The following is a 25,383-nucleotide window of genomic DNA, read 5'->3' on the forward strand; positions in this document are numbered from 1 at the left end:
CGCGCCGGCACGTTTTTCAGGAGCTGAACATGTCCACCGAAACCCTGTTGAAAACCCCATTGCACGCCCTGCACCTCGAGCTGGGTGCACGCATGGTGCCCTTCGCCGGCTACGACATGCCGGTGCAATACCCACTGGGCGTGATGAAGGAGCACCTGCACACCCGTGAACAGGCCGGGTTGTTCGACGTGTCCCACATGGGCCAGATCCGCCTGACCGGCGCCAATGCCGCCAAGGCCCTGGAAACCCTGGTACCGGTCGACATCATCGACCTGCCGGTCGGCATGCAGCGCTACGCCATGTTCACCAACGGCCAGGGCGGCATCCTCGACGACCTGATGGTGGCGAACCTGGGTAACGACGAACTGTTCCTGGTAGTCAACGCAGCCTGCAAGGACCAGGACCTGGCGCACCTGCGCCAGCATATCGGCGAGCAGTGCCGCATCGAGCCGCTGTTCGAAGAACGCGCGCTGCTGGCCCTGCAAGGTCCGGCCGCAGTGAAGGTATTGGCGCGCCTGGCACCGGAAGTCACCCGGATGACCTTCATGCAATTCGCCCCGGTGCGCCTGCTGGGCGTGGACTGCTACGTCAGCCGCTCGGGCTACACCGGTGAAGACGGTTTTGAAATCTCCGTGCCTGCCGCCAGCGCCGAAAGCCTGGCGCGCAGCCTGCTGGCCGAGGACGAAGTGCAGGCCATCGGCCTGGGCGCCCGTGACTCGCTGCGCCTGGAGGCCGGCCTGTGCCTGTACGGCCACGACATGAACACCGAGACCACCCCGATCGAAGCCAGCCTCCTGTGGGCTATCTCCAAGGCCCGACGCACCGACGGTGCGCGTGCCGGTGGCTTCCCGGGTGCCGACCGCATCTTCACCCAGCAGCAAACCGGTGTCAGCCGCAAGCGCGTAGGCCTGCTGCCCCAGGAGCGCACACCTGTACGTGAAGGCGCAGAGATCGTCGATGCCCACGGCAGCGTGATCGGCAGCGTATGCAGCGGTGGCTTTGGCCCGAGCCTGGGTGGCCCACTGGCCATGGGTTACCTGGACAGCGCATTCACCGCACTGGACACCGAAGTCTCTGCGTTGGTGCGTGGGAAAAAAGTGCCACTTCGTGTAAGCAAAATGCCATTTGTGCCGCAACGTTACTATCGTGGCTGATTGACTGTTCCTATAAGTAACGCGGTTGCGTTAACGTGCACTAATCTGTAACGCAACCGCCATAAAACAGTGCAGCAACGATAGGCATTATTATAGGAATTAACCTATAACAAGTGACCCATTCTATCGAATAAGTCGGCTTCACATTATTCAACGAAGTGTCATGCGACCGAGCAAAACCCGGGCTTTTGCCAGGGCTTGTTTTTTCTCCATTAGTTGGCGTAGAGTTTGCCCACTGTGTTTGCATGGGTCGCTTGGAACCTGGACCTGGGCAGTAGCTGAAGTAGTTGTGCTACAACCCGTTCGACGTCTCTTACTTTCCTGCAACCCAGCCCAGTACTCTTTCATGTGAAAGGGGCTGTCATTAATTTTTAGCGTCAAGGAAATAAGAAAATGGCTGATCGTCAGAGCGGTACCGTCAAGTGGTTTAACGACGAGAAAGGGTTTGGTTTTATCACTCCAGAAAGCGGTCCGGATCTGTTCGTGCATTTCCGCGCTATTCAAGGCAACGGCTTCAAAAGCCTGAAGGAAGGCCAGAAGGTCACCTTCGTTGCAGTTCAAGGCCAGAAAGGCATGCAGGCTGACGAAGTACAAGCAGAAGGCTGATCCTTCCTGCGACAAAAAGCCCCTGACATGACATCAGGGGCTTTTTTATGGGCGCTATTCCGTAAAATGATTTTTTTCCTCTGAGAGCCCTGCCATGTCCAAACCCTTGCTGAGTCCCCAAGGCGAGTTCCCCGCCGTTGGCCTGGGCCGTCGCCTGGCAGCGATGTTCTATGACTTCCTGTTGTGCACCGCGCTGCTGATCGTCACCGCGTTTATCTACAAGCTGGTGTGGATCGCGTTCGTGGGCGAAGCCAGGATGCGCACCCTCACCGAATCCGGCGCACTGGACGGTGACCCGCTGCTGTCGACGATTCTGTTGTTTGTGCTGTTTGGTTTCTTTGCCAAGTTCTGGACCCATTCCGGGCAAACCCTGGGCATGCAGGTCTGGGGCGTGCGCGTGCAAAACGCTGACGGCTCGCGGATCAGCCTGTGGCAGGCGCTGTTGCGCTTTGTGGTGTCGATTGCGTCGTGGTTATGCGTGGGGCTGGGGTTTGTCTGGTCGTTGTTCGACAAGCACAAACGCAGTTGGCATGACATCTACTCGGATACGCAGTTGGTGCGCATCCCGAAGCAAAAGAAATAACCCGCTGTCTGAACGAAATCAAAATGTGGAAGGGGGCAAGCCCTAATGCCGATCAGTTAAGAAGTAGAACGGGTAAAAATTAACCTGTGGCGAGGGAGCTTACCCCCTCCCACATTTTCAACCGAGCTCGCCTCGGTTCAGGCGTTACCCGCCAGCTTGAGGCGCGCCGCCTGGGTGAAATCCAGCATGCGCTTGAGCGGTCGCACGGCGTGCGGAATCACCGACGGCTCGACGAATATCTCATTACTGCCCTCACGCAGGCACTGCAGCGTACGCTCCAGCGTATTCATCGCCATCCACGGGCAGTGCGCGCAACTGCGGCACGCAGCGCCGTTACCGGCCGTGGGCGCTTCGACGAAGACCTTGTCCGGGCACAGCTGCTGCATCTTGTAGAAGATGCCGCGGTCGGTCGCCACGATGAAGGTCTTGTTCGGCAGCCGCTGTGCCGCCGCAATCAACTGGCTGGTGGAGCCCACCGCGTCGGCCAGTTCGATTACCGAGGTCGGCGATTCCGGGTGCACCAGGATCGCTGCGTCCGGGTACAGCGCCTTCATGTCTTCCAACTGCTTGGACTTGAACTCCTCGTGGACGATGCACGCACCGTCCCACAGCAGCATGTCGGCACCGGTCTGGCGCTGGATGTAGGTACCCAGGTGCTTGTCCGGGCCCCAGATGATGGTCTCGCCGTTGTCCATCAGGCTTTCGACGATTTCCAGCGCGCAGCTGGAGGTCACCACCCAATCGGCCCGGGCCTTGACCGCCGCCGAAGTGTTGGCATACACCACCACGGTGCGCTCGGGATGCTGGTCGCAGAACGCCGAAAACTCATCCACCGGACACCCCAGGTCCAGGGAGCACGTGGCTTCCAGGGTCGGCATGAGGATGCGTTTTTCGGGGGTGAGGATTTTGGCGGTCTCGCCCATGAAACGTACACCGGCGACCAGTACGGTCTTAGCCGGATGGGCAGCGCCGAAGCGGGCCATTTCCAGGGAGTCGGAGACACAGCCGCCGGTTTCTTCGGCCAGGGCCTGGATCACCGGATCGCAATAGAAGTGGGCAACCAGCACCGCGTCCTGAGCCTTGAGCTCGGCAGCGATGGCGGCACGCAGGCTCGCCTCTTCCTCGGCGCTGAGGGCCTTGGGCTGCTTGGCATCGAGGTGGGCTTGAACCAGTAGGCGTTCGGAAATGTGCGTCATGTTCGCAAGACCTGCAGGCGCAGTAGCGCGAAAGTCGAGTGTACCACCGGCTCTGGAGCCCTTCGGGCGCCGCCGGACGAAGTGATTGTGTTCATCAAGCACGGGTAAAGGTGAAGCTGCGCAAGGCTACAGAATATCCAATGGTTTCAAAAGCCTAATCTGGCTTTGACGCGTGCGCCTGTCGATTAAAAACCGCAATGGTACCTTGGGTCTCCCCCGCCTTCAGAAATCACCTCAAGCACATAGCCGTCAGCGGGCAGAGTTCATGCAGCAAGTTCGTTCAGACCGTTTTGGAAAGAGGCTCGAACTGGCATTGGTACCGGGCGTCCTTGAGGTTGCTTTCGAACTGTTCAAGACCGTCGTAGATGTTTTGCAGCCCTTCGATCTGGGCTTTCAGCTCGAGCTTTTTATCGGCAATGGCCTGGTTGGCCAAATCCCACGGCAGCTCCAGGCCCCGGTGGTCCTGCAGAATCGCCTGCATTTCCTTAAGCTTGAAACCCAGCTGCTGAGCACACTTGATGAACGTCAACAGCTCAACGCATTGCTGGTTATAGACCCGATACTTACCCTCGCGCACGGGCGGCGGCAGCAAGCCAATGTCTTCATAGTGGCGGATCGTCTTGACGGTAGTGCCCGATAGCTGGGCGGCTTTGCCGATATACATGAAAAGTCCTTTTTTGGCACAAGAGTGGGGAGAGCACTTTGGCGCGCCGCATCTTCACACATGTCTACGGGGTCGGAAACTCGAAGGTGGCAAAAGGCAGTGTAATTGGCAGGGATAAAGCCGGCATCGCCTGCTGCAAGGCGATGCTGTGCAACGGCCATGTCAGCAGCAAGCGATAGCCTGGGCTTGCTTGAGCCAGGCTTCCCGTTGGGAGGCGTCGGAACCGAGGATTGGCCCGAAGGAGAGAGTCTTCAACGGTCTGATGCCGCAGAACGCCAGCGTGGTCTTGCGCACCTGGTGCACGCCCGGCATGCGGTAGACCCACTTGTAGTACCACGGCGGGGTATCCATCGTGACCAGCAGGTGAGCCGTGCGCCCCTTCAAAAGCTTGTCGGGAAAGGCTTTGCCTTTGCGGTACTTGAAGGCAAAACCGGGAAGGAATATCCGATCGAAGAAGCCTTTCATCAGGGCCGGAATTCCGCCCCACCAGATGGGATAGACAAACGCCAGGTGCTCAGCCCACGTGATATCGGCCTGGGCCTTGAGCAGATCGGGCTCCAGCAACTGAACCTGTTTGTAGCCATCGCGCAGCACTGGATCAAACCGCAGTGCATCCAGACGTAATAGACGCACATCGTGCCCGGCCTCTGTGGCCGCCTTCACATAGGTGTCGGTCAACGCCCCACAGAAACTGTCGGTTGAGGGGTGCCCCAGAATCACCAGTACTCGTTTGCTCATCGTCACTTCATCCTGAAAAGTCGAACGGGCAGGATAGGGTGTGCCCGTAACAGGAGAGTCAACAGGGAGGTTTGCCAAATGCTGGTATAGCTTGGGTGCATTGCGCACCGGCAGGTAAGCACCAAATCGCAGGCAAAAAAAAACCCGGAAATCCTCACTTGCGTGGGCCTTCCGGATTTTCTAAACCGCCAAAAATGGTGGGTCGTGTGGGATTCGAACCTACGACCAATTGGTTAAAAGCCAACTGCTCTACCAACTGAGCTAACGACCCGCTGTGTGGTGGCGCGTATAATACTGATTTCTAAGGATTATTCAACACCTTATTTGAAATAAATCAGAAATAACGCGTCGGGTCCGTAATTCCGGCCATTTGGAAGCCCTCTGCACGCAGTCGGCAGCTGTCGCATTTCCCACAGGCACGGCCGTCATCGTCTGCCTGATAGCAGGAAACTGTCAGCGAGTAATCGACACCGAGTCCTACGCCAACCTTCACGATAGCGGCCTTGCTCAGGTTTTGCAGCGGTGCCTGGATCCGGAAACCCTGCCCTTCTACCCCGGCTTTTGTCGCCAAATTGGCCATACGTTCGAACGACTCGACGTACTCGGGGCGGCAGTCCGGGTAGCCGTTGTAATCAAGCGCGTTAACCCCGATGAAGATGTCACGGGCGCTCAGAACCTCCGCCCAGCCCAGGGCGAGGGACAGAAACACGGTGTTGCGTGCCGGTACGTAGGTGACCGGGATGCCTTGGGTGGGCCCCTCAGGGACGTCGATAGTGCTGTCGGTCAAGGCCGAGCCACCCATGCCGCCGAGGTTCAGGCCAATCACCTTGTGTTCGACCACGCCCAGGTCTCGGGCCACACGGGCGGCTGCCTCCAGTTCGGCACGGTGGCGCTGACCGTAGTCGAAGCTCATGGTGTAACAGCTGTAACCTTCGGCGCGAACCATGGCCACTAACGTCGCGGAGTCGAGGCCACCGGACAGCAGGATGACCGCGCGCTTTTGATCAGTCATCTCAGCGCCCCGGTTCGTCGTTCCACAGGTATTTATGCAGCTGCAATTGCAGGCGTACGGGCAGGTTATCGGCAACCACCCAGTCGGCCAGATCGCGCGCGTTCAGGTCGTGGTGGCTGGGAGAGAACAATACCTCACCGGCACGGCGATCAAGGCCGTACTGGATCAGCTTGGAGTTGGCCCAGTCGTAGTCTTCACGGGAACAAATCACGAACTTGACCTGATCGTTGGGCGTCAGCAGCTCGATGTTCTCGTAGCGGTTGCGGTGCACTTCCTTGGAGCCCGGCGTCTTGAGGTCAACCACTCGGCTGACACGCGGGTCTACAGCGGAAATATCCAGGGCCCCGCTGGTTTCCAGGGAGACCTCGTAACCGGCATCACACAGCTGTTTGAGCAAGGGGATGGCGTTGGGCTGGGCCAGGGGCTCGCCACCCGTTACACAGACGTAGCGGGGCCGGTAGCCGGCAACCTGTTCCAGGATGTCTTCGAGGGTGCGCACGGTGCCGCCACTGAAGGCGTAGGCGCTGTCACAGTATTGGCAACGCAAGGGGCAACCGGTCAGGCGCACAAAAACTGTGGGCAAGCCAGCGGTTCGCGTTTCACCCTGTAACGAGTAAAAAACTTCGGTGATGCGTAATGTGTCTTGCATAGTCGCCACGGGCGTAACAGCTAAACAGGCTGTCCGCCTCCGTCAGGCACTTCAAGGAACCCCGCCAACGCGTAGGCCCCAGGAAGCGTGTGTCATAAAAGGGCGTGGATTCTAACGAAAAAACCCGCGCCAGGCGCGGGTTTCTTCTAAACGGCTGCATCGCTTACAAGCGTTGCAGATCCCGTTGGGCCAACTGTGCAGCGGAGGTACCCGGATATTGGGCTACGACCTGCTGCAGAATGCCTTTGACCTTGTCGGTATGACCCAGGCGGCGTTCTACGTCAGCGAGTTTATACAGCGAGTCGGGCACCTTGGCGTGCTTGGGGTACAGCTGGCTGACCTTGGCAAATGCCTGGCCCGCCCCCTGCAGATCACCCTTTGCCAGATTCACCTCGCCCAACCAGTATTGGGCATTGCCCGCGTACTGGCTGTTTGGGTAGCGGCCCAGGAAGGCAGTAAAGGCTTTGCTGGCCTTATCGAAATCCTTGGCCTTGATCAGGTCGAAGGCTGCATCGTAATACAGCTTTTCCTTCGCCGGATCACCCGGTTCACTGCTGGCGGCAGGGGCCTGGCTCGCAGCGGCGGCCCCTGCTGCTGCACCACCGATAGCCGCGCTGGGCGCGCCACCGGCAGAAGAATTATCAGGAGTAGCGGCAGGTGTAACACCGGCTCCTATACGTCGATCAAGATCCTGGTAACGTTCCAGGCCTTCTTGCTTCAGCTGACGCACCTCATTTTGCAGAACTTCAATGGTGCCTTGTTGCTGCGCCAATTGATCCTGCATGCGTTGCAGCTGGTTGAACAGTTCGCCCTGTGCCGAGGGAGCGGACGTAGCCGCCCCCCCAGCATAGGCGCCGTTCGTGCCATAACCCGCTGGCGGATAGCTACTCCCGCTATTGTTATAGCCAGAGTTGCTGTCTTCCACAGGAACCGCAGCCCACACCGCAAGCGGGGCGAGGCTGAGAGCCAATACAGTTAGAGCACGACGGCACGTTCGCATGACGAATTACTTACGCAGTTCGACGCGACGGTTTTGAGCCCAGGACTGCTCGTCGTGGCCAGTAGCAACTGGACGCTCTTTACCGTAGGAAACCAGTTCCAGTTGGCCTGGAGCAACACCTTGCAGTACCAGGTAGCGCTGAACGGCTTTCGCACGACGCTCGCCCAGTGCCATGTTGTACTCACGAGTACCACGTTCGTCAGTGTTACCTTCCAGAACAACGCGAGCGCCGTTAGCTTTCAGGTCCTTCGCGTGAACGTCCAGAGCGCGCATGGCTTCTGGCTTCAGGTCCGAACTGTCGTATTCGAAGTAGAAAGTGGTGATAGCGCGCAGAGCAGCTTCTTCGCTCAGGGAGCCGTCAACTGCACCAGTGTTAGCGCCGTAACCAGCGTTTGGATCAACAGCTGCGCCTTCACCGGCATTGTCGCCGCCTTTAGACGAGCAACCAACGGCTACGGACAGAGCCAGAGCCAGAGCAGCAAACTTACCAAACTTCAGCATTTCCATCGTGAAACTCCTAATGAACCCCAGTGTGTTAAGTACTTCTTTTTGTAGCGCCGCGTCAGTTCAGGTAAGGGGACCAGGACGGTTCTCTGACTTCGCCTTGTGCGGTAGGAAGCGGGAGCCTTACGCGTCCATTAATGGACACGAGCATCAAGACTCCCCGGCCCTGCTGGCGGGTGGCGTAGATTACCATGGTGCCGTTGGGCGCAACAGTAGCTGACTCATCAAGGTTGGTATCTGTGAGGATTTTTACCGTTCCACGCTGCAAATCCTGGGCCGCAACCCGGAAATTAGTGAAACCATCCTGACGGTGAATCATCACCAACGTCTTTTCATCAGCCGAAAGCTTAGGATTGGCGTTGTAGTTACCGATAAAGGTCACGCGTTCCGCACCCCCGCCGCCAACGCTGGTCTTGTAGATCTGTGGCTTGCCGCCGCGGTCCGAGGTGAAGTAGATGGTCGAACCATCCTTGCCCCAGAACGGTTCGGTGTTGATACCAGGACCGCTGGTCACGCGGCTGATCTGGCGCGAAGCCATGTTCATCACGTAGATGTCCGGGTTGCCGTCCTTGGACAGTACGAATGCCAGGCGCGAACCATCCGGCGACCAGGCCGGTGCACCGTTGAGGCCTTCGAAGTTGGTGATCTGCTCACGACGGCCAGTATCGATGTGCTGGACGAAGATACGCGGACGCTTCTGTTCGAAAGACACGTAGGCAATACGCTTGCCGTCCGGCGCGAAGCGCGGCGACAGGATTGGCTCACGGGATTGCAGCAAGGTCACTGCCCGCGCACCGTCGTAGTCCGAACGCTGCAGGGTATAGCGAGTGTTGTCTACGGAGAAACGCTCGGCCGTTACATAAAGCAGGCGTGTCGAGAACGCACCCTTGATACCGGTGAGCTTTTCAAACGACTGGTCCGAGATGTAGTGGGCCATGTCGCGCAGTTGTTCGGCGGTACCCGATACGCTGCCGGTCAGGACCTGCTGCTCGGTGGCCACGTTGAACAAGGTGTACTGGATCTGCAGGCGACCGCCGGCCGGCGTGATGCTGCCGACCATCAGGTACTGCGCGCCCACCGCTTTCCAATCACGAAAGATGACTTCGCTGGCCTGGGTCGGCTGGCTGATCATGTTGCCTTTCGGAATCGGTGCGTAGTAACCGGAATTGCGCAGGTCGTCGCTGACGATCTGGGCCATGTCGTCCGGCAGCACGCTGCCGCCCTGCCAGCCAAACGGCACTACCGCGATCGGGGTGGCCCGATCGCTGCCGCTGGTGACCAGGATGTTCTTTTCATCCGCCGCCGCTATCCCTGCCATACAGCAAATAACGACAAGCATTCCTCGAAGAAGGTTTCTCACAAGGCTAGATCCTCAGGTGTGAATGTCATCTTGAATGAACGATAGGGAGCGAAGTCGCTTGGTTTCATTCCCTGCATCTCGGTCAACCGGCCAATATTCTTGACCGCGGCAACCGCCGAACTGTCGAACGAACCGTCACCACTGGACTTGGCCACGCTGACCGAAGTCACCGTACCGTCCGGCAACATGCCGATCTGCAGCACTACTGTCATGCCTTTGCGTGCCGAAGGTGGACGTGTCCAGCCTTCTGCTGCCCGTGCCCGAATCAGGTCGTCGAAACTGCCCGCGACTTCATCGCCACGTTCATCGGCCAAGGCTTGCTGACGCTGCGGCGTGTCGGAGAGCAAATCTGCCAAGGCCTGGGCCTTTTTCTCTTCGGCGGATTTACGCGCTGCTTCCTGGGCCTTTTTCTTGGTGGCATCGGCGGCAGCTTTCTTCTTCGCGTCGTCGGCGATTTTCTTCTTCGCCTCGTCTGCGTCAGCTTTTTTCTTGGCGTCTTCGGCGGCTTTTTTCTTCGCGTCTTCGACTATTTTCTTCTTGGCGTCTTCAGCGGCCTTTTTCTTGGCCTCTTCTTCGGCAGCCTTCTTGGCTTCTTCTTCAGATTTCTTCTTGGCTATATCAGCCAATTGTTTCTCTTCAGCTTTTTTAGCTTCGGCAGCTTTCTCGGCTTTCTTGGCTTCATCAGCCTTTTTCGCCTCGTCGGCCTTCTTGGCTTCGTCAGCCTTTTTCGATTCCTCGGCCTTTTGAGCAGCCTCTTCTTTCTTTTGTTCCGCAGCAGCCTTCACCGCTTCCTGCTCGACCTTCTTCTGTTCCATCTGTTCGACTTCAGTCTGGCGCGCAGCCGACTTCTGGGCCTCCCCCGCAATCTTCTGATTGGTCTGGGTGGTGGCCTGGCTTTTCGATTTCAGCTGATACAGGGTCGCCTGCACGATCGGCTTGGCTGGCGGCAGGTCCGGGGTCATGGCAAAGCTGACGAACAGCATGCCAAAGACCAGGACGTGCAGGGCAATTGCCCAGACGCTAGGCCAGAAGAAGCTTTCCGAGGCGGACGGCTCTCGCTGTTGGTGCATCAGGGCGCCTCGGTAATCAAGCCAACGTTACCGACGCCGGCCTTCTGCAGCCCGCCCATGGCGCCCATGACGGAACCGTAGTCGACCGACTTGTCGCCGCGGATGAACACCTGGGTGTGCTTGCCGCCTTCGTTGCCGGAGCGAATGATCTTGGTCACCGCATCGGTCATCGCCGGCAGGGTCAAGGCCTTGTCCTGTTGCTTCTGGGTGTCGACTTCGCTGCCAAGGTTCCAGTAATAGGTCTTGTCAGCCTTGATCGAAATGGTCAGGACCTGAGTGTTGTTGTCCTGCGGCAAGGCTTCACTGGAAACCTTGGGCAGATCAACCTTCACGCCCTGGTTGAGCATCGGCGCGGTCACCATGAAGATCACCAGCAGCACCAGCATCACGTCGATGTAGGGCACTACGTTCATCTCGGCGACCGGCTTGCGCTTTTTGCGAGCTCGAGCGATTAAAGCCATTGGGAATTACCTGCTTATTCTTCGCTGGTGTGCACTTTACGGTGCAGGATCGCCTGGAACTCATCGGCGAAGGTGTAGTAACGGCCGATCAACGTTTCGCTGGTGGCAGCAAAGCGGTTGTAGGCAATTACTGCGGGGATAGCGGCGAACAGGCCGATCGCGGTGGCGATCAGGGCTTCGGCGATACCCGGGGCCACGGTGGCCAGGGTCGCTTGCTGAGCCTGGGCCAGGCCACGGAACGAGTTCATGATCCCCCACACGGTACCGAACAGGCCGATGTACGGGCTGACGGAACCGACGGTAGCGAGGAACGGCAGGCTCTGCTCCAGCTTCTCTTCTTCACGGGAAATGGCGACGCGCATGGCACGGGCCACGCCTTCCATGACCGCTTCCGGATCAACACCCGGCTGTTGGCGCAGGCGCGAGAACTCCTTGAAGCCGGCGCGGAAGATCTGCTCGACGCCCGAGTCCGGGTCCGGATTGCTGCCGGCCTGGCGATACAGCTTGGACAGGTCGATACCCGACCAGAAGCGCTCTTCAAAGCTCTCCAGGGCACGTCGACCGGCGCGCAGCAGGTTGCTGCGCTGAAAAATCATGACCCAAGAGGTAACCGATGCGGCTACCAGGGTCAGCATCACCAGTTGAACCACGACACTGGCATTGCTGACCAGGCTCCACATGGAGGAATGGTCGACGACGGTAGGTTCCACGCTAAATCTCCTGCTTTGATTGTTTACCCGCGCCGCTCACGGCGGCAAAGGCCGCACGTAGAGTTTCGGGAATGGCCCGAGGTTTCAAACTGTTGGTGCGCACACACGCCACCAGGAACTGCCCCTCACAGAGCAGCGTTGCATCCGTTGCCCGCCTGACCTGCTGCTTGAAACGCAGGCTGGCACGGTTCAATTCGATTACTTCAGCGCTGACCAGCAACTCGTCGTCCAGTCGCGCCGGTGCGTGGTAGCGCGCCTCGCTGGAATGCACGACAAATAACAGGTCCTCCCCTGCCAGCTGGGATTGGGCAAAGCCCAGCTCCCGTAGCCGCTCGGTACGAGCCCGCTCCATGAACTTGAGATAATTGACGTAATACACGATGCCGCCGGCATCGGTGTCCTCGTAATAAACGCGACAGCGATGTGCGAACGACTGATCCCCGTTTTGCGCGCGCATACTCTAGTGCTTACTCCTCAGGTTGCCAATCCGCTGGGGCAACTGTTTTTTCATTCTCGAAAAACATATCCAGTGACTGAATGACGACACCAGCCACTAGGACAGCACAAACATCGAATAAATCGACTGGCGTGAAGCTTTTAATCGTCTACTGCATCAAGGAATTCGTCTACCACGGGCATCTCACCCAATCGTGACGGAATGTTTAGCCCGAAGTGCAGATAGGCATGGCGCGTCACCACTCGCCCCCTTGGCGTGCGCATGATATAGCCCTGCTGGATCAGGTACGGTTCCAGCACATCCTCGATGGTATGGCGCTCTTCACTGATGGCCGCCGCCAGGCTGTCGACACCTACCGGGCCGCCGTCGAACTTCTCGATCATGGTCAAGAGTAGACGTCGATCCTGATGATCGAAGCCGTGCTCGTCCACATCCAGCAGGTTCAGGGCCAGGTCCGCCACGGCCTTGGTGATATGCCCCTTGGCCCGGACTTCGGCAAAGTCACGCACGCGACGCAGCAGGCGATTGGCAATCCGTGGCGTGCCCCGGGCCCGACGGGCAATTTCGAACGCGCCTTCCGGGTCCAGGGGCAAGCCAAGAATACTGGCCGAACGGCTGACGATGGTCGCCAGATCGGCGGTGCTGTAGAACTCAAGACGTTGAACAATGCCGAAACGGTCTCGCAGCGGGTTGGTCAACATGCCCGCGCGCGTGGTCGCGCCCACCAGCGTAAACGGTGGCAGGTCGAGCTTGATCGAGCGCGCCGCCGGGCCTTCGCCGATCATGATGTCGAGCTGGAAATCTTCCATCGCCGGGTACAGGACTTCCTCGACGATTGGCGAGAGCCGGTGGATTTCGTCGATAAACAGCACATCGTGCGGTTCGAGGTTGGTGAGCAAGGCAGCCAAATCACCTGGCCGCTCCAGCACCGGGCCGGAGGTGGACTTGATCGACACGCCCATTTCCTGGGCAATGATGTTGGCCAGGGTGGTTTTACCCAACCCTGGAGGACCGAAGATCAGGGTGTGGTCAAGGGACTCACTGCGCCCGCGCGCGGCCTGGATAAACAACTCCATCTGCTCGCGCACGGTAGGCTGGCCGATGTATTCGGCCAGGCTCAGGGGACGGATGGCGCGGTCCTGGACTTCTTCACGGTCGCGCGGGCCAGTGGCCGCGATCAGACGATCAGCTTCAATCACTTAAATCATTCCCTTCAGGGCTCGGCGGATCATGTCTTCGCTGCTCAGGTTCTTGTCCTTGATGGCCGAGACGGCCTTGCTGGCCTCCTGGGGTTTGTAGCCCAGGGAGATCAGCGCACTGACGGCGTCGCTTTCAGCACTCGCGACCGGGCCCGCCGGCATGTCCGGCTGGTTCGGCACCAGGGCGAACATGCTCGGCACCACCTCCCAGGCCTTGAAGCGGTCCTTGAGTTCTACCAGCAGGCGCTCGGCGGTTTTCTTGCCCACGCCCGGCACCTTGGTCAGCGCCGAGGTGTCCTGGGCCGACACGGCACGTACCAGCTCATCCACTTCCAGGCTCGACATCAACGCCAGGGCCAATTTAGGCCCCACGCCATTGAGGCGAATCAACTCGCGGAAGAAGTCGCGGTCACGCTTGCCAATGAAACCATAGAGTAGTTGCGCATCTTCGCGCACCACCAGATGGGTATGCAGCGTTATGGGTTCACCGACCGACGGCAGGCGATACAGGGTGGTCATGGGCACTTCCAGCTCATACCCCAGCCCGTTTACATCCAGAATCAGGTGCGGCGGCTGTTTCTCAGCCAGGGTGCCGCGCAAGCGTCCAATCACGGTTCAGATCCTTAAAGCTTGGGGTCAGAGCGAGGCCTGACCGGAAATAACGATTGCGCTGATGCTATCAGAGACGCAGGCGCCCGCCACGACTGCGTGCCGTGCCCAAGCCGTGAGGCAACAGGCTGGAGCGCGTGTGTGCATGGCAAATGGCAATGGCCAGGGCGTCGGAGGCATCGATCTGCGGCTTTGAGGTGAGCTTGAGCATGTGCATGACCATCATCTGCACCTGCTCTTTATTGGCCGCGCCGGTGCCGACCACGGACTGCTTGACCTGGGTCGCGGTGTACTCGGCGATCTCCATGCCCTCCTCGGCGCCGGCGACGATGGCGGCGCCACGGGCCTGGCCGAGTTTCAACGCCGAATCTGCGTTTTTTGCCATGAACACCTTTTCGATGCCCATGGTCACCGGTCCGTAGGTCTGGATCACTTCACGCACGCCGCGATAGACGATCTGCAGGCGCTCAGCCAACTCGCCTGCGCCGGTACGGATACAGCCCGAAGCGACGTAGACGCAGCCGCGCGGGGTGTGTTGCACCACACCAAAACCGGTGATGCGCGAACCGGGGTCGATACCTAGGATTAAAGTCATAACGCCTGCAGGTCGGATAAACACATTTTTTGATACACCGTAGTTCTAATGTGGGAGGGGGCTTGCTCCCGATGGCGATCGTCCAGTTAGACATAGGCTGACTGATACACTGCCATCGGGAGCAAGCCCCCTCCCACATTTGGATCTACGTCATTCTTCAGCCTAGCTGTTCGGCCACGGATTCCGGAATGTCGGCGTTGGAATACACGTTTTGCACATCATCCAGGTCTTCGAGCATATCGAGCATCTTCAGCACTTTCTGCGCACCGTCCAGGTCCAGCTCGGCACTGGTGGTCGGCAGCATCACGATCTCGGCGTCCGAGCCTTTGAAACCGGCCGCTTCCAGGGCGTTACGCACGGCGTAGAAGCCGGCGAACGAAGTAAACACGTCGATGGAGCCATCTTCATTGGTCACCACGTCGTCGGCATCCGCCTCCATCGCCGCTTCCATCAGTGCATCTTCATCCACACCCGGCGCGAAGGAAATCTGCCCCTTGCGTTCGAACAGGTAGGCCACCGAACCGTCAGTCCCCAGGTTGCCGCCACACTTGCTGAACGCATGACGCACGGCGGCGGCAGTACGGTTGCGGTTATCGGTCATGCATTCGACCATCACCGCCACGCCACCCGGGCCGTAGCCTTCGTAGGTCAACTCGACCATGTCGTCGGTGTCGGCAGCGCCGGCCCCACGGGCCACGGCACGGTCGATAATGTCACGACTCATGTTGGCGCCGAGGGCCTTGTCCAGGGCCAGGCGCAGACGCGGGTTGGAGCCCGGATCACCACCGCCCTGGCGGGCAGCGACTGTCAGCTCACGGATCCACTTGGTAAAAATCTTGCCTTTCTTGGCATCCTGACGCTCTTTGCGGTGCTTGATGTTCGCCCACTTGGAATGGCCAGCCATAACACAACTCCGAAATTCTCTAGAAACCTTATCAACCCCACCCCGGGTGGGATACACCCCTTGTAACGCAAAGGCGCATCCGAAGATGCGCCTTTTTAGACTGCGTAAACCTCAGTGCGCTTTCACGCAGCAGCCTTACTCAGCCTTCGGCGTCTCGCGCAGGCGGATATGCAGCTCGCGCAATGCCTTGGCATCCACCACACCCGGAGCCTGGGTCATGACGTCCGCAGCACTCTGGGTTTTCGGGAAGGCGATCACTTCACGGATCGACTGGGCACCGGTCATCAGCATCACCAGGCGGTCGAGGCCGAAAGCCAGGCCACCGTGGGGCGGCGCGCCGTATTTCAGGGCGTCGAGCAGGAAGCCGAATTTCTCTTCCTGTTCCGCTTCGTTGATGCCCAGCAGGCGGAAGACCGCTTGCTGCATCTCTTTGCGGTGGATACGGATCGAACCGCCACCCAGCTCAGTACCGTTCAACACCATGTCATACGCACGGGACAGCGCGCCTGCCGGGTTGGCTTCCAGCTCTTCGGGCGAGCACTTCGGCGCGGTGAACGGGTGGTGCAAGGCGCTGAAGCTGCCGTCGTCGTTTTCTTCGAACATCGGGAAGTCGACGACCCACATCGGTGCCCACTTGCAGGTCAGCAGGTCCAGGTCGTGGCCCAGCTTGATCCGCAGCGCGCCCAGGGCTTCGCTGACGATCTTGGCTTTGTCGGCGCCGAAGAACACGATGTCGCCGTCGACCGCGCCCACGCGATCCAGGATCACATTGAGGTTGGCTTCCGGGATGTTCTTCACGATTGGCGACTGCAGGCCTTCAACACCCTTGGCGCGCTCGTTGACCTTGATGTACGCCAGGCCCTTGGCACCGTAGATGCCGACGAACTTGGTGTAGTCGTCGATCTGCTTGCGCGGCATGCTCGCGCCGCCAGGCACGCGCAGGGCGGCGATGCGGCATTTCGGGTCGTTGGCCGGGCCGCTGAACACCTTGAAATCAACTTCGGTGAGCTGGTCGGCCACGTCCACCAGTTCCAGCGGGTTACGCAGGTCTGGCTTGTCCGAACCGTAGCGGCGCATGGCCTCTTCGAAGGTCATGTGCGGGAATTCGCCGAACTCCAGGTCCAGTACTTCCTTGAACAGGTTGCGGATCATCTGCTCGGTGATGCCCATGATCTCTTTCTCATCGAGGAAGCTGGTCTCGATGTCGATCTGGGTGAATTCCGGCTGGCGGTCGGCGCGCAGGTCTTCGTCACGGAAGCACTTGGCGATCTGGTAGTAACGGTCGAAGCCAGCCACCATCAGCAGCTGCTTGAACAGCTGCGGCGACTGCGGCAAGGCGAAGAAACTGCCGGCGTGGGTACGGCTAGGCACCAGGTAGTCACGCGCGCCTTCCGGGGTGGCCCGGGTCAGGATAGGCGTTTCGACGTCAAGGAAGCCGTTCTCGTCGAGGAAGCGGCGGATGCTGGTGGTCATGCGCGAACGCAGGCGCAGCTTCTCGGCCATTTCCGGACGACGCAGGTCCAGGAAGCGGTAGCGCAGGCGGGTTTCTTCGCCGACGTCGGAGTATTCGTTCAACGGGAACGGCGGGGTTTCCGATTCGTTCAGTACTTCCAGCTCGTAGCCCAGCACTTCGATCGCACCGGACGCCATGTTCGCGTTCACAGCACCGGCCGGACGCAGGCGAACCTTGCCGGTGATCTTCACGACGTACTCGCTGCGCACACGGTCAGCGGCGGCGAAGCTCTCGGCGCGGTCCGGATCGAATACCACCTGGGCCAGGCCATCACGATCACGGATATCGAGGAAGATCACCCCGCCGTGGTCGCGGCGACGGTGAACCCATCCGCAAAGGGTGATTTCCTGACCATCCAGGGTCTCGTTCAGTTGGCCGCAATAGTGGCTGCGCATCATGGTAGTGGTTTCACTTCTCGTAATTCGAAATTCGGTGGAGGCCTGCCTCGTCACCGTACATTAAAGCAGGGGACGGATAATGCAGGAGCCTGCGCATGGAGTTCAACTCAGTCTGCTTTGTCGCCGCCCGCCAGGTTCTTCTTCGAACCGGTCTTGAAATCGGTCTCGTACCAGCCGCTGCCGCTCAGGCGGAAGCCCGGCATGGACAACATCTTCTTGAGCTCGGGCGCCTGGCAGGCCGGGCAATCGACCAGCGGCGCTGCGCTGATCTTCTGGATGGCTTCCAACTGATGTCCACAGGAAGCACATTGATAGTCGTACATGGGCATGGCGATGTCTCGGCGGTCGATCGTTACTGTGCCGCGCCCGCTCCTGATAGAGAGCAGAGGGAGAAAGCCCCGGCAGCAGCAAAGCGCGGGATTATATCTGGTAAATCAAGGCAGCGCAGCCGGCTTTCTGCCCGGAGCCTGGTCCACCTCCACGGCGGACCTGCCCCGGGACGTGCCGATTACTCAAGGTTGGCTGAGACGGCACGGCCTTTTAACAGATGAACCACACACACCACCCTGACCAACCCACTGAAGTTCTTCACTCCTCCATACCGGAGGTGCACTTCCCGATCGACATAGGACAGCAATGCGCTGACAGAGCAGGCATTGATCCTGGCTATTTCCGTGAGGATATTCCAATAGATCTGCTCAAGCCGAAGACAAGTGGAAAACCCATTGAGCCTTACCGATCGGGACAATGGCTTGGCCAGCCCCATATCGAACCCCTTGGCGAAGGGGTCGACGCTTATCTTGTGGAAACCACCGGTTTCCATCACTCCCACATCCACTCCACGTGACATACACCTGACACTCCATTGCCAAACAACAGCCCATGGGCTCTCCCATTGGACAATGGCCCTATAAGACAGCAGGACGAAGCAGGCAGCCAGAAGACGGGGCGTTGATAGGCGTAGGACAACGCCAGGAAATGCGTGGAAACAAGCAAGTGGCGCCACAACGGCGCCACTGTGGGTGACGTTTACTGGTTTTCGAGCAGGGAGCGCAGCATCCACGCGGTTTTCTCGTGAACCTGCATGCGCTGGGTCAGCAGGTCCGCGGTCGGCTCATCGCTGACCTTGTCGAGCAACGGGAAAATACCGCGTGCGGTACGCGTGACCGCCTCCTGGCCCGCCACCAGTTGCTTGATCATCTCTTCTGCGCTGGGAACGCCCTCTTCTTCCTTGATGGAGGAAAGACGGGCGTAGATCGAATAGGCGCCCGGTGCCGGGAAGCCCAGGGCACGGATACGCTCGGCTATGGCGTCCACCGCCAGCGCCAGTTCGTTGTACTGCTCTTCGAACATCAGGTGCAGTGTACGGAACATGGGGCCCGTGACGTTCCAATGGAAGTTGTGGGTCTTCAGGTACAGTACATAGGTATCGGAGAGCAGTCGTGAAAGCCCATCGACGATGGATTTACGATCTTCTTCACTGATACCGATATCGATTGCCATGTTTATCCCCTTCAATTGACAAGCATTCATTGATCAGGTGCACGACCACTCTAGCAAGAGCGGGGCAGAGACGCAGCCCGACACCCTCGGGCGACATGCGGCAAATCGCCCCTGCACGACCTGTCAGCCCGTGCAGTACAAGCCTTTGGGCACGTCGGAAATTTCTTTTAAGGCCGCAAGAAACCCCTGCACATGTCTAGGACAAGCGTTTCACGCAGAAATGCCACGCCTCTTTCAACCGCGGAAAATGCTCGATTTGAGTAGGCACGGCCTTTGCTGTTAAATAGGCAGCGTGTCGCCGTCGTTAATTTCCACGGCAAGCGGCATAGGCTGATACCCGCGCGCGTGCCCAACGCCTCCCATTGTTCAGAAGCGAACCGTGCCAGTCAGCTCTTCCTTGTGATCCGTCTTAACGTGAGTTAATCAAAATGTTGAAAATCGTCCACCTGCTAACGGGCGTTGCAGCGTTGCTGCTGTCCTTTATCCCGAGCCTGCAGCCTGAAAGCCTGCCCTACCTGCAACAACACGACGCTCTGTACCTGGCCTTGTTCGGCCTTCTTAACCTGACGCTCGCTCCCGTAATCCCTTACTGGAACAAAGGCACACGTCATCAACTGCAAAACCTGGTCAGCGCACTGCTGGTACTGACCGTTGTCGTACAAACCCTCACCCTCCTGGCACCTATGCCTGAAGTGGGCGGCCATCCGGCCATCCTGCTCAGCCTGGTGATTGCTGTGGTCGCCATCGTTCTTCACCTGGCCATCAGCTTCTACCGTTCGTCCCCGGCGGCCGCGTCGCAAAACTACGACATGACCAATCGGGATACCGGTACCGTCAAGTGGTTCAACACCTCCAAAGGCTTCGGCTTTATTTCCCGCGATTCGGGCGACGACATCTTCGTCCACTTCCGGGCTATCCGTGGCGAAGGTCATCGCGTCCTGGTGGAAGGCCAGCGCGTGGAGTTCTCCGTGATGAATCGCGACAAAGGCCTGCAAGCCGAAGACGTGATCGCTGCCCTGCCGCGTCGCTGATTCCAGCCTTCGCAGCAAAAAAAACCGCGATCCAGCCTGGCTGGGTCGCGGTTTTTTTATTGCCCTCGGATTAATAGTGCGGTGGCGGCGCCTCTTCCTCGGACGTCTCGAACTGGCCGCCCATTTCTTCCTGACGCTTGAGCAGCGCGGTCATCTGCAGTTGCAGGCGCTCAACCGCGCGCTGCTGGGCGACCAGGATGTCATTGAGGGTCTCGATGGTGTCGTCCTGAAAGGCCAGGCGGCTCTCCAGATCGGTAACGCGGTCTTGCAAGTCCATGGTTCAACCCTGGGTAAAGATAAAGTCGGCAGGCAGCAACGCGCGCAGGCGCACACGAATGGCCGCCACTTGCTCTTCAGTGTACGGCTGGGCCGGATGCTTGTCCCAAACCGGCGCAGGCCACGCGGCGTCATCACGCTTGCGTACGATCACATGCACGTGCAATTGGCTGACGACATTGCCCAGCGCACCGATATTCATCTTGTCGGCGCCCAGGCCTTCGTTGAGTAACTGCGCCAGCAGCGTAGTTTCCTTCCAGAGGATCTGTTGATCTGCGACATCCAGCTGAAACACTTCGCTGATACCGTTGATGCGTGGCACCAGGATGAACCAGGGGTAATTCGAGTCATTGGACAGCAGCAGGCGGCACAACGGGAAGTCCCCGATCACCAGTGTGTCTTGTTGCAGGCGTTGGTCTAAGGCGAACACCACGGGCACTCCGTTTGGCAGGTCAAGTTCTGGCGCCCAGCATACCTTTGAATGCAGGCTGCTTCACGGCGAATGCGGGAGAACCTCGGCGCATCCGGAGAAAAAAACGCCCCCTTTCGATGCAGGCGAATAATTGAGCTACGCTAACTCGGGCCTCACCGGGATGCACCAAAATGACCCACTTGTGCCTCAAAGAGATCCGCCAACTACCCACTCATGGGGGTGGACCGGTAACGTTTTTCTCGGGCAAGGTTTTTTTGCACCCCCGAACACCGGTAACACACGGGCGTCAAGCCCAAACCAAACGGCGTAAAAAGCCCGTGCTTATGCGGTTTTTACCCCGTCGTAACGTTTTTCACGAAAAAATGACATTCAGTTACCGGTTTGGGCGCGCTTGTTGCATTCACCCCCCTATCGTCGACAACGGCACCTGCAGGGAAGTGAGTGTTTCGCGATAAATAACAGTGGCGTTTCAATGTATACCAAGGAAGACGACAAACGCTGAAAGGCGTTTGAAAACAGCATTGAAGTTGTCAGTCCCGTTACATTCGGACTGTGAATTTGCGACATGGAACTAGCAATTTACGACAGCCTCGTAAAGAAGCTGAAAGGAAAGATGGGTAAGTATCGTCAATAGAGTCTGCGTGATATAACTTTGCGCCGACACAAAAAAGAAAGAGCCGCCCAGATAAAAATACAGGTGGGACGGCAGTACTCTTCCTAAAACCAAAGGAGCAAATCACGATGCGCGTGATGAAGTGGAGCATGATCGCCCTGGCTGTTTCAGCAGGCACCTCGCAGTTCGCAATGGCGTCCGCCCAGGACGATTCCAAGGGCTTTGTTGAAGACAGTACGTTCAGCATCAATACTCGCGCGCTGTACTTCAGCCGCGATTTCCGTAATGAACCAGCGAACGGCTACGCCACGGTCAACGGCAAGCGCAAAAGCCGTGCTGAAGAAACGGGCTTGGGCTTCAATGCACTGTTCGAATCGGGCTTCACCCAAGGCACTATCGGCGTCGGTTTCGATGCAATCGGCCTGCTGGGCGTCAAGCTCGACAGTGGCAAGGGGCGCGCAGGCACCGGGCTGTTCCCCACCGGTTCCGACGGTCGTTCGCAAGACGACTACTCCAAAGGCGGCGGCGCCATCAAGTTCCGCTTCTCCAACACCGTGCTGAAAGTCGGTGACCAATACACCACAGCCCCTGTGTTCGCTTCCGACGACAGCCGTCTGCTGCCGGAACTGCCACAAGGTATCTCGATCACCAGCAACGAGATCAAGGGCCTGAAACTGGAAGGCGGCCACTTCACTTCCAGTGTTGCGCAGAACCAGACGTTTCATGACAGCCTGGGCCTGACCAAGACCGACTTTGTCGGCGGTGTATACTCGTTCACTCCAGAGCTCACCGGCAGCCTGTACTACGCTAAAACCGAAGACTACTTCCGCAAGTACTACAGCAACGTGAACTGGACCCACGCGCTCAGCGATGACCAGTCCTTCGCTCTGGACTTCAACATCTACGACACCAAGAGCGACGGTGCCGGCCTGCAGCGCGCCGAAAAAGATGGCACGACCAAGCTCGACAACCGCGCGTTCAGCTTGCAGGGCGCCTACACCATCGGCGCTCACACGTTCACCCTGGCAGCCCAGAAGGTTACCGGCGACGGCGACTACGGCTACGGCGTAGACGGCGGCGGCACGGTCTTCCTGGCCAACTCCGTTGCCCGTTCCGACTTCAACGCCGAAGGCGAGAAGTCCTACCAGGCACGTTACGACATCAACATGGCAACCTTTGGCGTTCCTGGTTTGAGCTTCATGACTCGTTACATAACCGGTAGCGGCGCCGACACCGGCACCACTAACAATGGTAAAGAGTGGGAACGCGATATCGAAGCCAAGTACGTGATCCAGAGCGGTCCAGCCAAAAACCTGAGCCTGCGTCTGCGTCAAGCGACCTATCGCTCCGGCGATGGCGTGTACTACGGTTCGCCTTCGATCGACGAACTGCGTCTGATCGCAAACTACCCGCTGAACATCTTGTAATTGCCGGTTCAATTACAACGATGACTTAAGGCCCCGGCCTTAAACAAAAAAGCCGCTCCCCTGTTTACAAGGGAGCGGCTTTTTTATTGCAGTTTTATTTCAACGAATAAATAACTAGCAAGCTAACTAACGAGATTCAGGTGACACGTTTAACCTGACCTTTCGGCCAAGTTAAACGCGCTTCTTTCACTTACTTCGGAGCTGCTTCCTGCATCACTCGAATAACGCGCTGCGGAAATGGAATATCAATCCCCGCTGCCTTTAAACGATCACGCGCCAGTTCATTCAGCATGAACACTACATCCCAATAATCCGGGGTATTGGTCCAGCAGCGCAGGGAAACCGTGATCGAGCTATCGCCCAGGGTCGACACCACGGCCACCGCAGCAGGATCCGTCAGTACGCGCGGATCTTTTGCCAGGTCCAGCAGTACTTCACGGGCCTTTTGCAGATCCGCCTCGTAGTCCACACCCACGTCAAACACCACCTTGCGGGTCGGCTGACGGTTGGTGTTGGTGATGATGCCGTTGGACAGGATGCCGTTGGGCACGATGACGGTTTTGTTGTCACCGGTACGCAGCACGGTGTGGAAGATCTGGATGCTATCGACGGTCCCGGAGGTGCCCTGGGCTTCGATCCAGTCACCAATGCGGAACGGGCGGAACAACAGGATCAGCACGCCACCGGCAAAGTTGGCCAGGCTGCCTTGCAACGCCAGGCCGATGGCCAGGGTAGCGGCACCGATGGCAGCCACGAACGAGGTCGTCGCCACGCCGATCATCGAGGCCACGCTGACAATCAGCATGACTTTCAGCGCAATGTTCGCCAGGCTGGTGATGAAGTGCTGCAGCGCCAGGTCCGCGTTACGCATGGCCAGCAGGCGGCCCACGCGATGGGTCAATACGTTGATCAGCCACCAGCCAATGGCCAGGGTGATCACCGCCAGCAACACCCGGCTGCCGTATTCCATGATCATCGGGATCCATGACTGCGAGGTCTTGATCAAGTGATCCATTTCAGCGTTTAAATCCATGTAGCTTCTCCTGTATGGCGGATGTGCGGCTTATTGACTGCCTGAAAACGCAAATGAGCCCCGTAGGGCTCAAGAGCAGGCGCTGGCTCTGGGGCGTGGGACGCCGAAAACGCCCACAGGTTCCCCAATGTGCCATCAGTCGCGGAAGTTATTGAACTGCAGCGGCATGTCGAAGGTCTTGGCGCGCAGGGCGGCAATGGCCTCCTGCAGGTCATCACGCTTCTTGCCGGTGACACGAACCTGCTCACCCTGGATGGCAGCCTGTACTTTCAGCTTGGCATCCTTGATATGGGCAACGATCTTCTTCGCCAGCTCCTTGTCGATACCTTCCTTGAGTACGGCTTCCTGCTTCATCAGCTTGCCGGAGGCGTAGGCGTCCTTGATTTCAAGGCACTGCGCGTCGATCTTGCGCTTGACCAGCGACAACTTGAGGATCTCGATCATCGCTTCCAGCTGGAAATCGGCTTCAGCGGTCAGGTTGACGGTCAGTTCCTTTTCCTTGAATTCGAAGCTGCCCTTGCCTTTCAAGTCATAGCGGCGGTCCAGCTCCTTGACGGCGTTCTCGACGGCGTTGGTGACTTCGTGTTTGTCCAGTTCAGATACCACGTCGAACGAAGGCATGTGATTTCTCCAATATAAGGGGCGGGTTCAGTAGAGATGGAGCGCGCCCGAGCTAAAATGCCGGGGCATTATAGCGGTTCTTTCGTCCCGTTCACTGTGAGCGACCCTGCGGAGCAAAAACTGATGTCGACCACCTGGCATATTCTCGGCGCGGGCAGCCTGGGCACACTGTGGGCCACCCGCCTGGCTCGTGCCGGCTCGCCCGTCAGGTTGATCCTGCGCGATGCCACGCGCCTGGCCAGCTACCGGGCTTCACCCGGCTTGACCCTGATGGAACACGGCGTCGCCCATACCTACCCGGTGTTCGCCGAAACGCCCGACAGCCCCGAGCCGATTCATCGCCTGCTGGTAGCGTGCAAGGCCTACGACGCCCAGAGCGCTGTCGCACAACTGCAACACCGTCTGGCACCGGACGCCGAGCTGATCCTGCTGCAGAACGGCCTCGGCAGCCAGGACGCGGTGGCCGCGCAACTGCCCCAGGCGCGCTGCATTTTTGCCTCCAGCACCGAAGGCGCGTTTCGCGACGGTGACTGGCGCGTGGTGTTCGCCGGCCATGGCTACACCTGGCTGGGGGACGCGAGCCACCCTACCCCACCGCGGTGGCTGGACGACCTGCACGCTGCGGGCATCCCCCACGAATGGAGTACCGACATCCTGACGCGCCTGTGGCGCAAACTGGCGCTCAATTGCGCGATCAACCCGCTGACGGTGCTTTACCAGTGCCGCAACGGCGAACTGCAGAACCATCAATGTGAAGTCGCGACCCTGTGTGCCGAGCTTGGCGAACTGCTGGAATGCTGCGGCCAACCCGCCGCCGCGCTGGATCTGCACCAGGAAGTGGAACGGGTCATCCAGGCCACGGCCGCCAATTATTCCTCCATGTTCCAGGACGTGGCCAACGCCCGCCGCACCGAAATCAGCTACTTGTTGGGCTATGCTTGCCAGGCGGCCGCCCGTCACCAATTGAGCCTGCCCCATGTGCAACAGCTGCAAGTGCGCCTGGTCGAGCAGTTACTTGCACGCGGATTGCTCCGCGACTGAGCCACGCGCTACCCTGCCCGCCT

At 58.8% G+C, this 25,383-nt stretch carries 30 protein-coding genes and 1 tRNA gene; 6 read left to right on the top strand and 25 right to left on the bottom strand.

Annotated elements, in window-relative coordinates:
* Nucleotides 1–29 precede the first annotated feature (29 nt).
* The 3 genes from gcvT (at nt 30) to BB029_RS10680 (ending at nt 2,343) form a co-directional block, all read left to right on the top strand.
* Nucleotides 30–1,154, top strand: a complete 1,125-nt coding sequence (gene gcvT / locus BB029_RS10670) for a glycine cleavage system aminomethyltransferase GcvT (protein WP_065939161.1) — start codon at nt 30–32, stop codon at nt 1,152–1,154.
* A 393-nt stretch (nt 1,155–1,547) separates the two neighbouring features.
* Nucleotides 1,548–1,760: a cold-shock protein gene (locus tag BB029_RS10675; protein ID WP_014339904.1), complete on the top strand. Its 213-nt coding sequence runs from the start codon at nt 1,548–1,550 to the stop codon at nt 1,758–1,760.
* A gap of 94 nt (nt 1,761–1,854) precedes the next feature.
* Nucleotides 1,855–2,343 carry an RDD family protein gene (locus tag BB029_RS10680; RefSeq protein ID WP_027605550.1) on the top strand — a complete coding sequence of 163 codons (489 nt, stop codon included), beginning with the start codon at nt 1,855–1,857 and terminating at the stop codon, nt 2,341–2,343.
* Between the two features lie 137 nt (nt 2,344–2,480).
* Here BB029_RS10680 and nadA read toward each other — a convergent pair whose 3' ends face one another.
* The 21 genes from nadA to BB029_RS10785 form a co-directional block, all read right to left on the bottom strand.
* Entirely contained in the window at nt 2,481–3,539 is a 1,059-nt protein-coding gene (nadA, locus tag BB029_RS10685) for a quinolinate synthase NadA (protein WP_027605549.1), read from the bottom strand.
* A 280-nt stretch (nt 3,540–3,819) separates the two neighbouring features.
* Entirely contained in the window at nt 3,820–4,203 is a 384-nt protein-coding gene (locus tag BB029_RS10690) for a MerR family transcriptional regulator (RefSeq protein WP_065939162.1), read from the bottom strand.
* Between the two features lie 162 nt (nt 4,204–4,365).
* Nucleotides 4,366–4,941, bottom strand: coding sequence for an NAD(P)H-dependent oxidoreductase (locus BB029_RS10695; RefSeq protein WP_065939163.1), 576 nt, complete (start codon nt 4,939–4,941; stop codon nt 4,366–4,368).
* A 195-nt stretch (nt 4,942–5,136) separates the two neighbouring features.
* Nucleotides 5,137–5,212 (bottom strand) — tRNA-Lys (locus BB029_RS10700).
* A gap of 63 nt (nt 5,213–5,275) precedes the next feature.
* Nucleotides 5,276–5,953 carry a 7-cyano-7-deazaguanine synthase QueC gene (queC, locus tag BB029_RS10705; protein WP_065939164.1) on the bottom strand — a complete coding sequence of 226 codons (678 nt, stop codon included), beginning with the start codon at nt 5,951–5,953 and terminating at the stop codon, nt 5,276–5,278.
* A gap of 1 nt (nt 5,954) precedes the next feature.
* Entirely contained in the window at nt 5,955–6,602 is a 648-nt protein-coding gene (gene queE, locus BB029_RS10710) for a 7-carboxy-7-deazaguanine synthase QueE (protein WP_027605545.1), read from the bottom strand.
* Between the two features lie 163 nt (nt 6,603–6,765).
* The gene (ybgF, locus tag BB029_RS10715) at nt 6,766–7,602 is read right to left on the bottom strand and encodes a tol-pal system protein YbgF (RefSeq protein WP_027605544.1); all 837 of its coding nucleotides are present in this window, start codon (nt 7,600–7,602) and stop codon (nt 6,766–6,768) included.
* Nucleotides 7,603–7,608: 6 nt separating this feature from the next.
* Nucleotides 7,609–8,109, bottom strand: coding sequence for a peptidoglycan-associated lipoprotein Pal (gene pal, locus BB029_RS10720; protein ID WP_003209827.1), 501 nt, complete (start codon nt 8,107–8,109; stop codon nt 7,609–7,611).
* Between the two features lie 55 nt (nt 8,110–8,164).
* On the bottom strand, nt 8,165–9,445 hold the full coding sequence (tolB, locus tag BB029_RS10725; RefSeq protein WP_043293513.1) for a Tol-Pal system beta propeller repeat protein TolB: 1,281 nt from the start codon (nt 9,443–9,445) through the stop codon (nt 8,165–8,167).
* A gap of 17 nt (nt 9,446–9,462) precedes the next feature.
* Nucleotides 9,463–10,536, bottom strand: a complete 1,074-nt coding sequence (gene tolA, locus BB029_RS10730) for a cell envelope integrity protein TolA (protein ID WP_065939165.1) — start codon at nt 10,534–10,536, stop codon at nt 9,463–9,465.
* Nucleotides 10,536–10,988: a protein TolR gene (tolR, locus tag BB029_RS10735; RefSeq protein WP_161793227.1), complete on the bottom strand. Its 453-nt coding sequence runs from the start codon at nt 10,986–10,988 to the stop codon at nt 10,536–10,538. Before tolR ends, tolA begins: the two co-directional genes overlap by 1 nt.
* 23 nt (nt 10,989–11,011) lie before the next feature.
* Nucleotides 11,012–11,707, bottom strand: coding sequence for a protein TolQ (gene tolQ, locus BB029_RS10740; RefSeq protein WP_015885609.1), 696 nt, complete (start codon nt 11,705–11,707; stop codon nt 11,012–11,014).
* Nucleotide 11,708: 1 nt separating this feature from the next.
* Nucleotides 11,709–12,164, bottom strand: coding sequence for a tol-pal system-associated acyl-CoA thioesterase (ybgC, locus tag BB029_RS10745; protein ID WP_032890914.1), 456 nt, complete (start codon nt 12,162–12,164; stop codon nt 11,709–11,711).
* 140 nt (nt 12,165–12,304) lie between these two features.
* On the bottom strand, nt 12,305–13,363 hold the full coding sequence (gene ruvB, locus BB029_RS10750) for a Holliday junction branch migration DNA helicase RuvB (RefSeq protein WP_003193867.1): 1,059 nt from the start codon (nt 13,361–13,363) through the stop codon (nt 12,305–12,307).
* Nucleotides 13,364–13,975, bottom strand: a complete 612-nt coding sequence (ruvA, locus tag BB029_RS10755; RefSeq protein WP_065939166.1) for a Holliday junction branch migration protein RuvA — start codon at nt 13,973–13,975, stop codon at nt 13,364–13,366.
* A gap of 67 nt (nt 13,976–14,042) precedes the next feature.
* Nucleotides 14,043–14,567: a crossover junction endodeoxyribonuclease RuvC gene (gene ruvC, locus BB029_RS10760; protein ID WP_027605540.1), complete on the bottom strand. Its 525-nt coding sequence runs from the start codon at nt 14,565–14,567 to the stop codon at nt 14,043–14,045.
* Between the two features lie 157 nt (nt 14,568–14,724).
* Nucleotides 14,725–15,471, bottom strand: coding sequence for a YebC/PmpR family DNA-binding transcriptional regulator (locus BB029_RS10765; protein WP_027605539.1), 747 nt, complete (start codon nt 15,469–15,471; stop codon nt 14,725–14,727).
* Nucleotides 15,472–15,606: 135 nt separating this feature from the next.
* A complete protein-coding gene (gene aspS, locus BB029_RS10770; protein WP_027605538.1) occupies nt 15,607–17,382 on the bottom strand; it encodes an aspartate--tRNA ligase in 1,776 nt (591 codons plus the stop codon).
* Between the two features lie 107 nt (nt 17,383–17,489).
* Complete coding sequence (locus BB029_RS10775; protein WP_010208103.1) at nt 17,490–17,711, bottom strand: FmdB family zinc ribbon protein; 222 nt, start codon at nt 17,709–17,711, stop codon at nt 17,490–17,492.
* Nucleotides 17,712–17,890: 179 nt separating this feature from the next.
* Complete coding sequence (locus tag BB029_RS10780) at nt 17,891–18,232, bottom strand: ribbon-helix-helix domain-containing protein (protein ID WP_065939167.1); 342 nt, start codon at nt 18,230–18,232, stop codon at nt 17,891–17,893.
* A 179-nt stretch (nt 18,233–18,411) separates the two neighbouring features.
* A complete protein-coding gene (locus BB029_RS10785) occupies nt 18,412–18,885 on the bottom strand; it encodes a Dps family protein (RefSeq protein WP_027605536.1) in 474 nt (157 codons plus the stop codon).
* 428 nt (nt 18,886–19,313) lie between these two features.
* On the opposite strand from BB029_RS10785, the gene BB029_RS34030 reads away from it, so the two are divergent.
* A complete protein-coding gene (locus tag BB029_RS34030) occupies nt 19,314–19,916 on the top strand; it encodes a cold-shock protein (RefSeq protein ID WP_005790922.1) in 603 nt (200 codons plus the stop codon).
* A gap of 70 nt (nt 19,917–19,986) precedes the next feature.
* Here BB029_RS34030 and BB029_RS10795 read toward each other — a convergent pair whose 3' ends face one another.
* Together BB029_RS10795 and BB029_RS10800 are read right to left on the bottom strand one after the other, a co-directional pair.
* Complete coding sequence (locus BB029_RS10795; RefSeq protein ID WP_027605535.1) at nt 19,987–20,193, bottom strand: SlyX family protein; 207 nt, start codon at nt 20,191–20,193, stop codon at nt 19,987–19,989.
* Between the two features lie 3 nt (nt 20,194–20,196).
* Nucleotides 20,197–20,622: an HIT domain-containing protein gene (locus tag BB029_RS10800; protein WP_065939257.1), complete on the bottom strand. Its 426-nt coding sequence runs from the start codon at nt 20,620–20,622 to the stop codon at nt 20,197–20,199.
* Between the two features lie 744 nt (nt 20,623–21,366).
* Between BB029_RS10800 and BB029_RS10805 the strand changes: the two genes are divergently transcribed.
* Nucleotides 21,367–22,665, top strand: a complete 1,299-nt coding sequence (locus tag BB029_RS10805; RefSeq protein WP_065939168.1) for an OprD family porin — start codon at nt 21,367–21,369, stop codon at nt 22,663–22,665.
* Between the two features lie 190 nt (nt 22,666–22,855).
* On the opposite strand, the gene BB029_RS10810 is transcribed toward BB029_RS10805, so the two are convergent.
* Nucleotides 22,856–23,698 carry a mechanosensitive ion channel family protein gene (locus tag BB029_RS10810; protein ID WP_027605532.1) on the bottom strand — a complete coding sequence of 281 codons (843 nt, stop codon included), beginning with the start codon at nt 23,696–23,698 and terminating at the stop codon, nt 22,856–22,858.
* Nucleotides 23,699–23,833: 135 nt separating this feature from the next.
* Entirely contained in the window at nt 23,834–24,319 is a 486-nt protein-coding gene (locus BB029_RS10815) for a YajQ family cyclic di-GMP-binding protein (protein WP_003175814.1), read from the bottom strand.
* A gap of 123 nt (nt 24,320–24,442) precedes the next feature.
* Between BB029_RS10815 and BB029_RS10820 the strand changes: the two genes are divergently transcribed.
* Nucleotides 24,443–25,360 carry a putative 2-dehydropantoate 2-reductase gene (locus BB029_RS10820; RefSeq protein ID WP_065939258.1) on the top strand — a complete coding sequence of 306 codons (918 nt, stop codon included), beginning with the start codon at nt 24,443–24,445 and terminating at the stop codon, nt 25,358–25,360.
* Nucleotides 25,361–25,383: the final 23 nt, after the last annotated feature.

This window comes from Pseudomonas sp. S3E12 (genome assembly GCF_001702295.1).
Lineage (GTDB): Bacteria > Pseudomonadota > Gammaproteobacteria > Pseudomonadales > Pseudomonadaceae > Aquipseudomonas > Aquipseudomonas marginalis.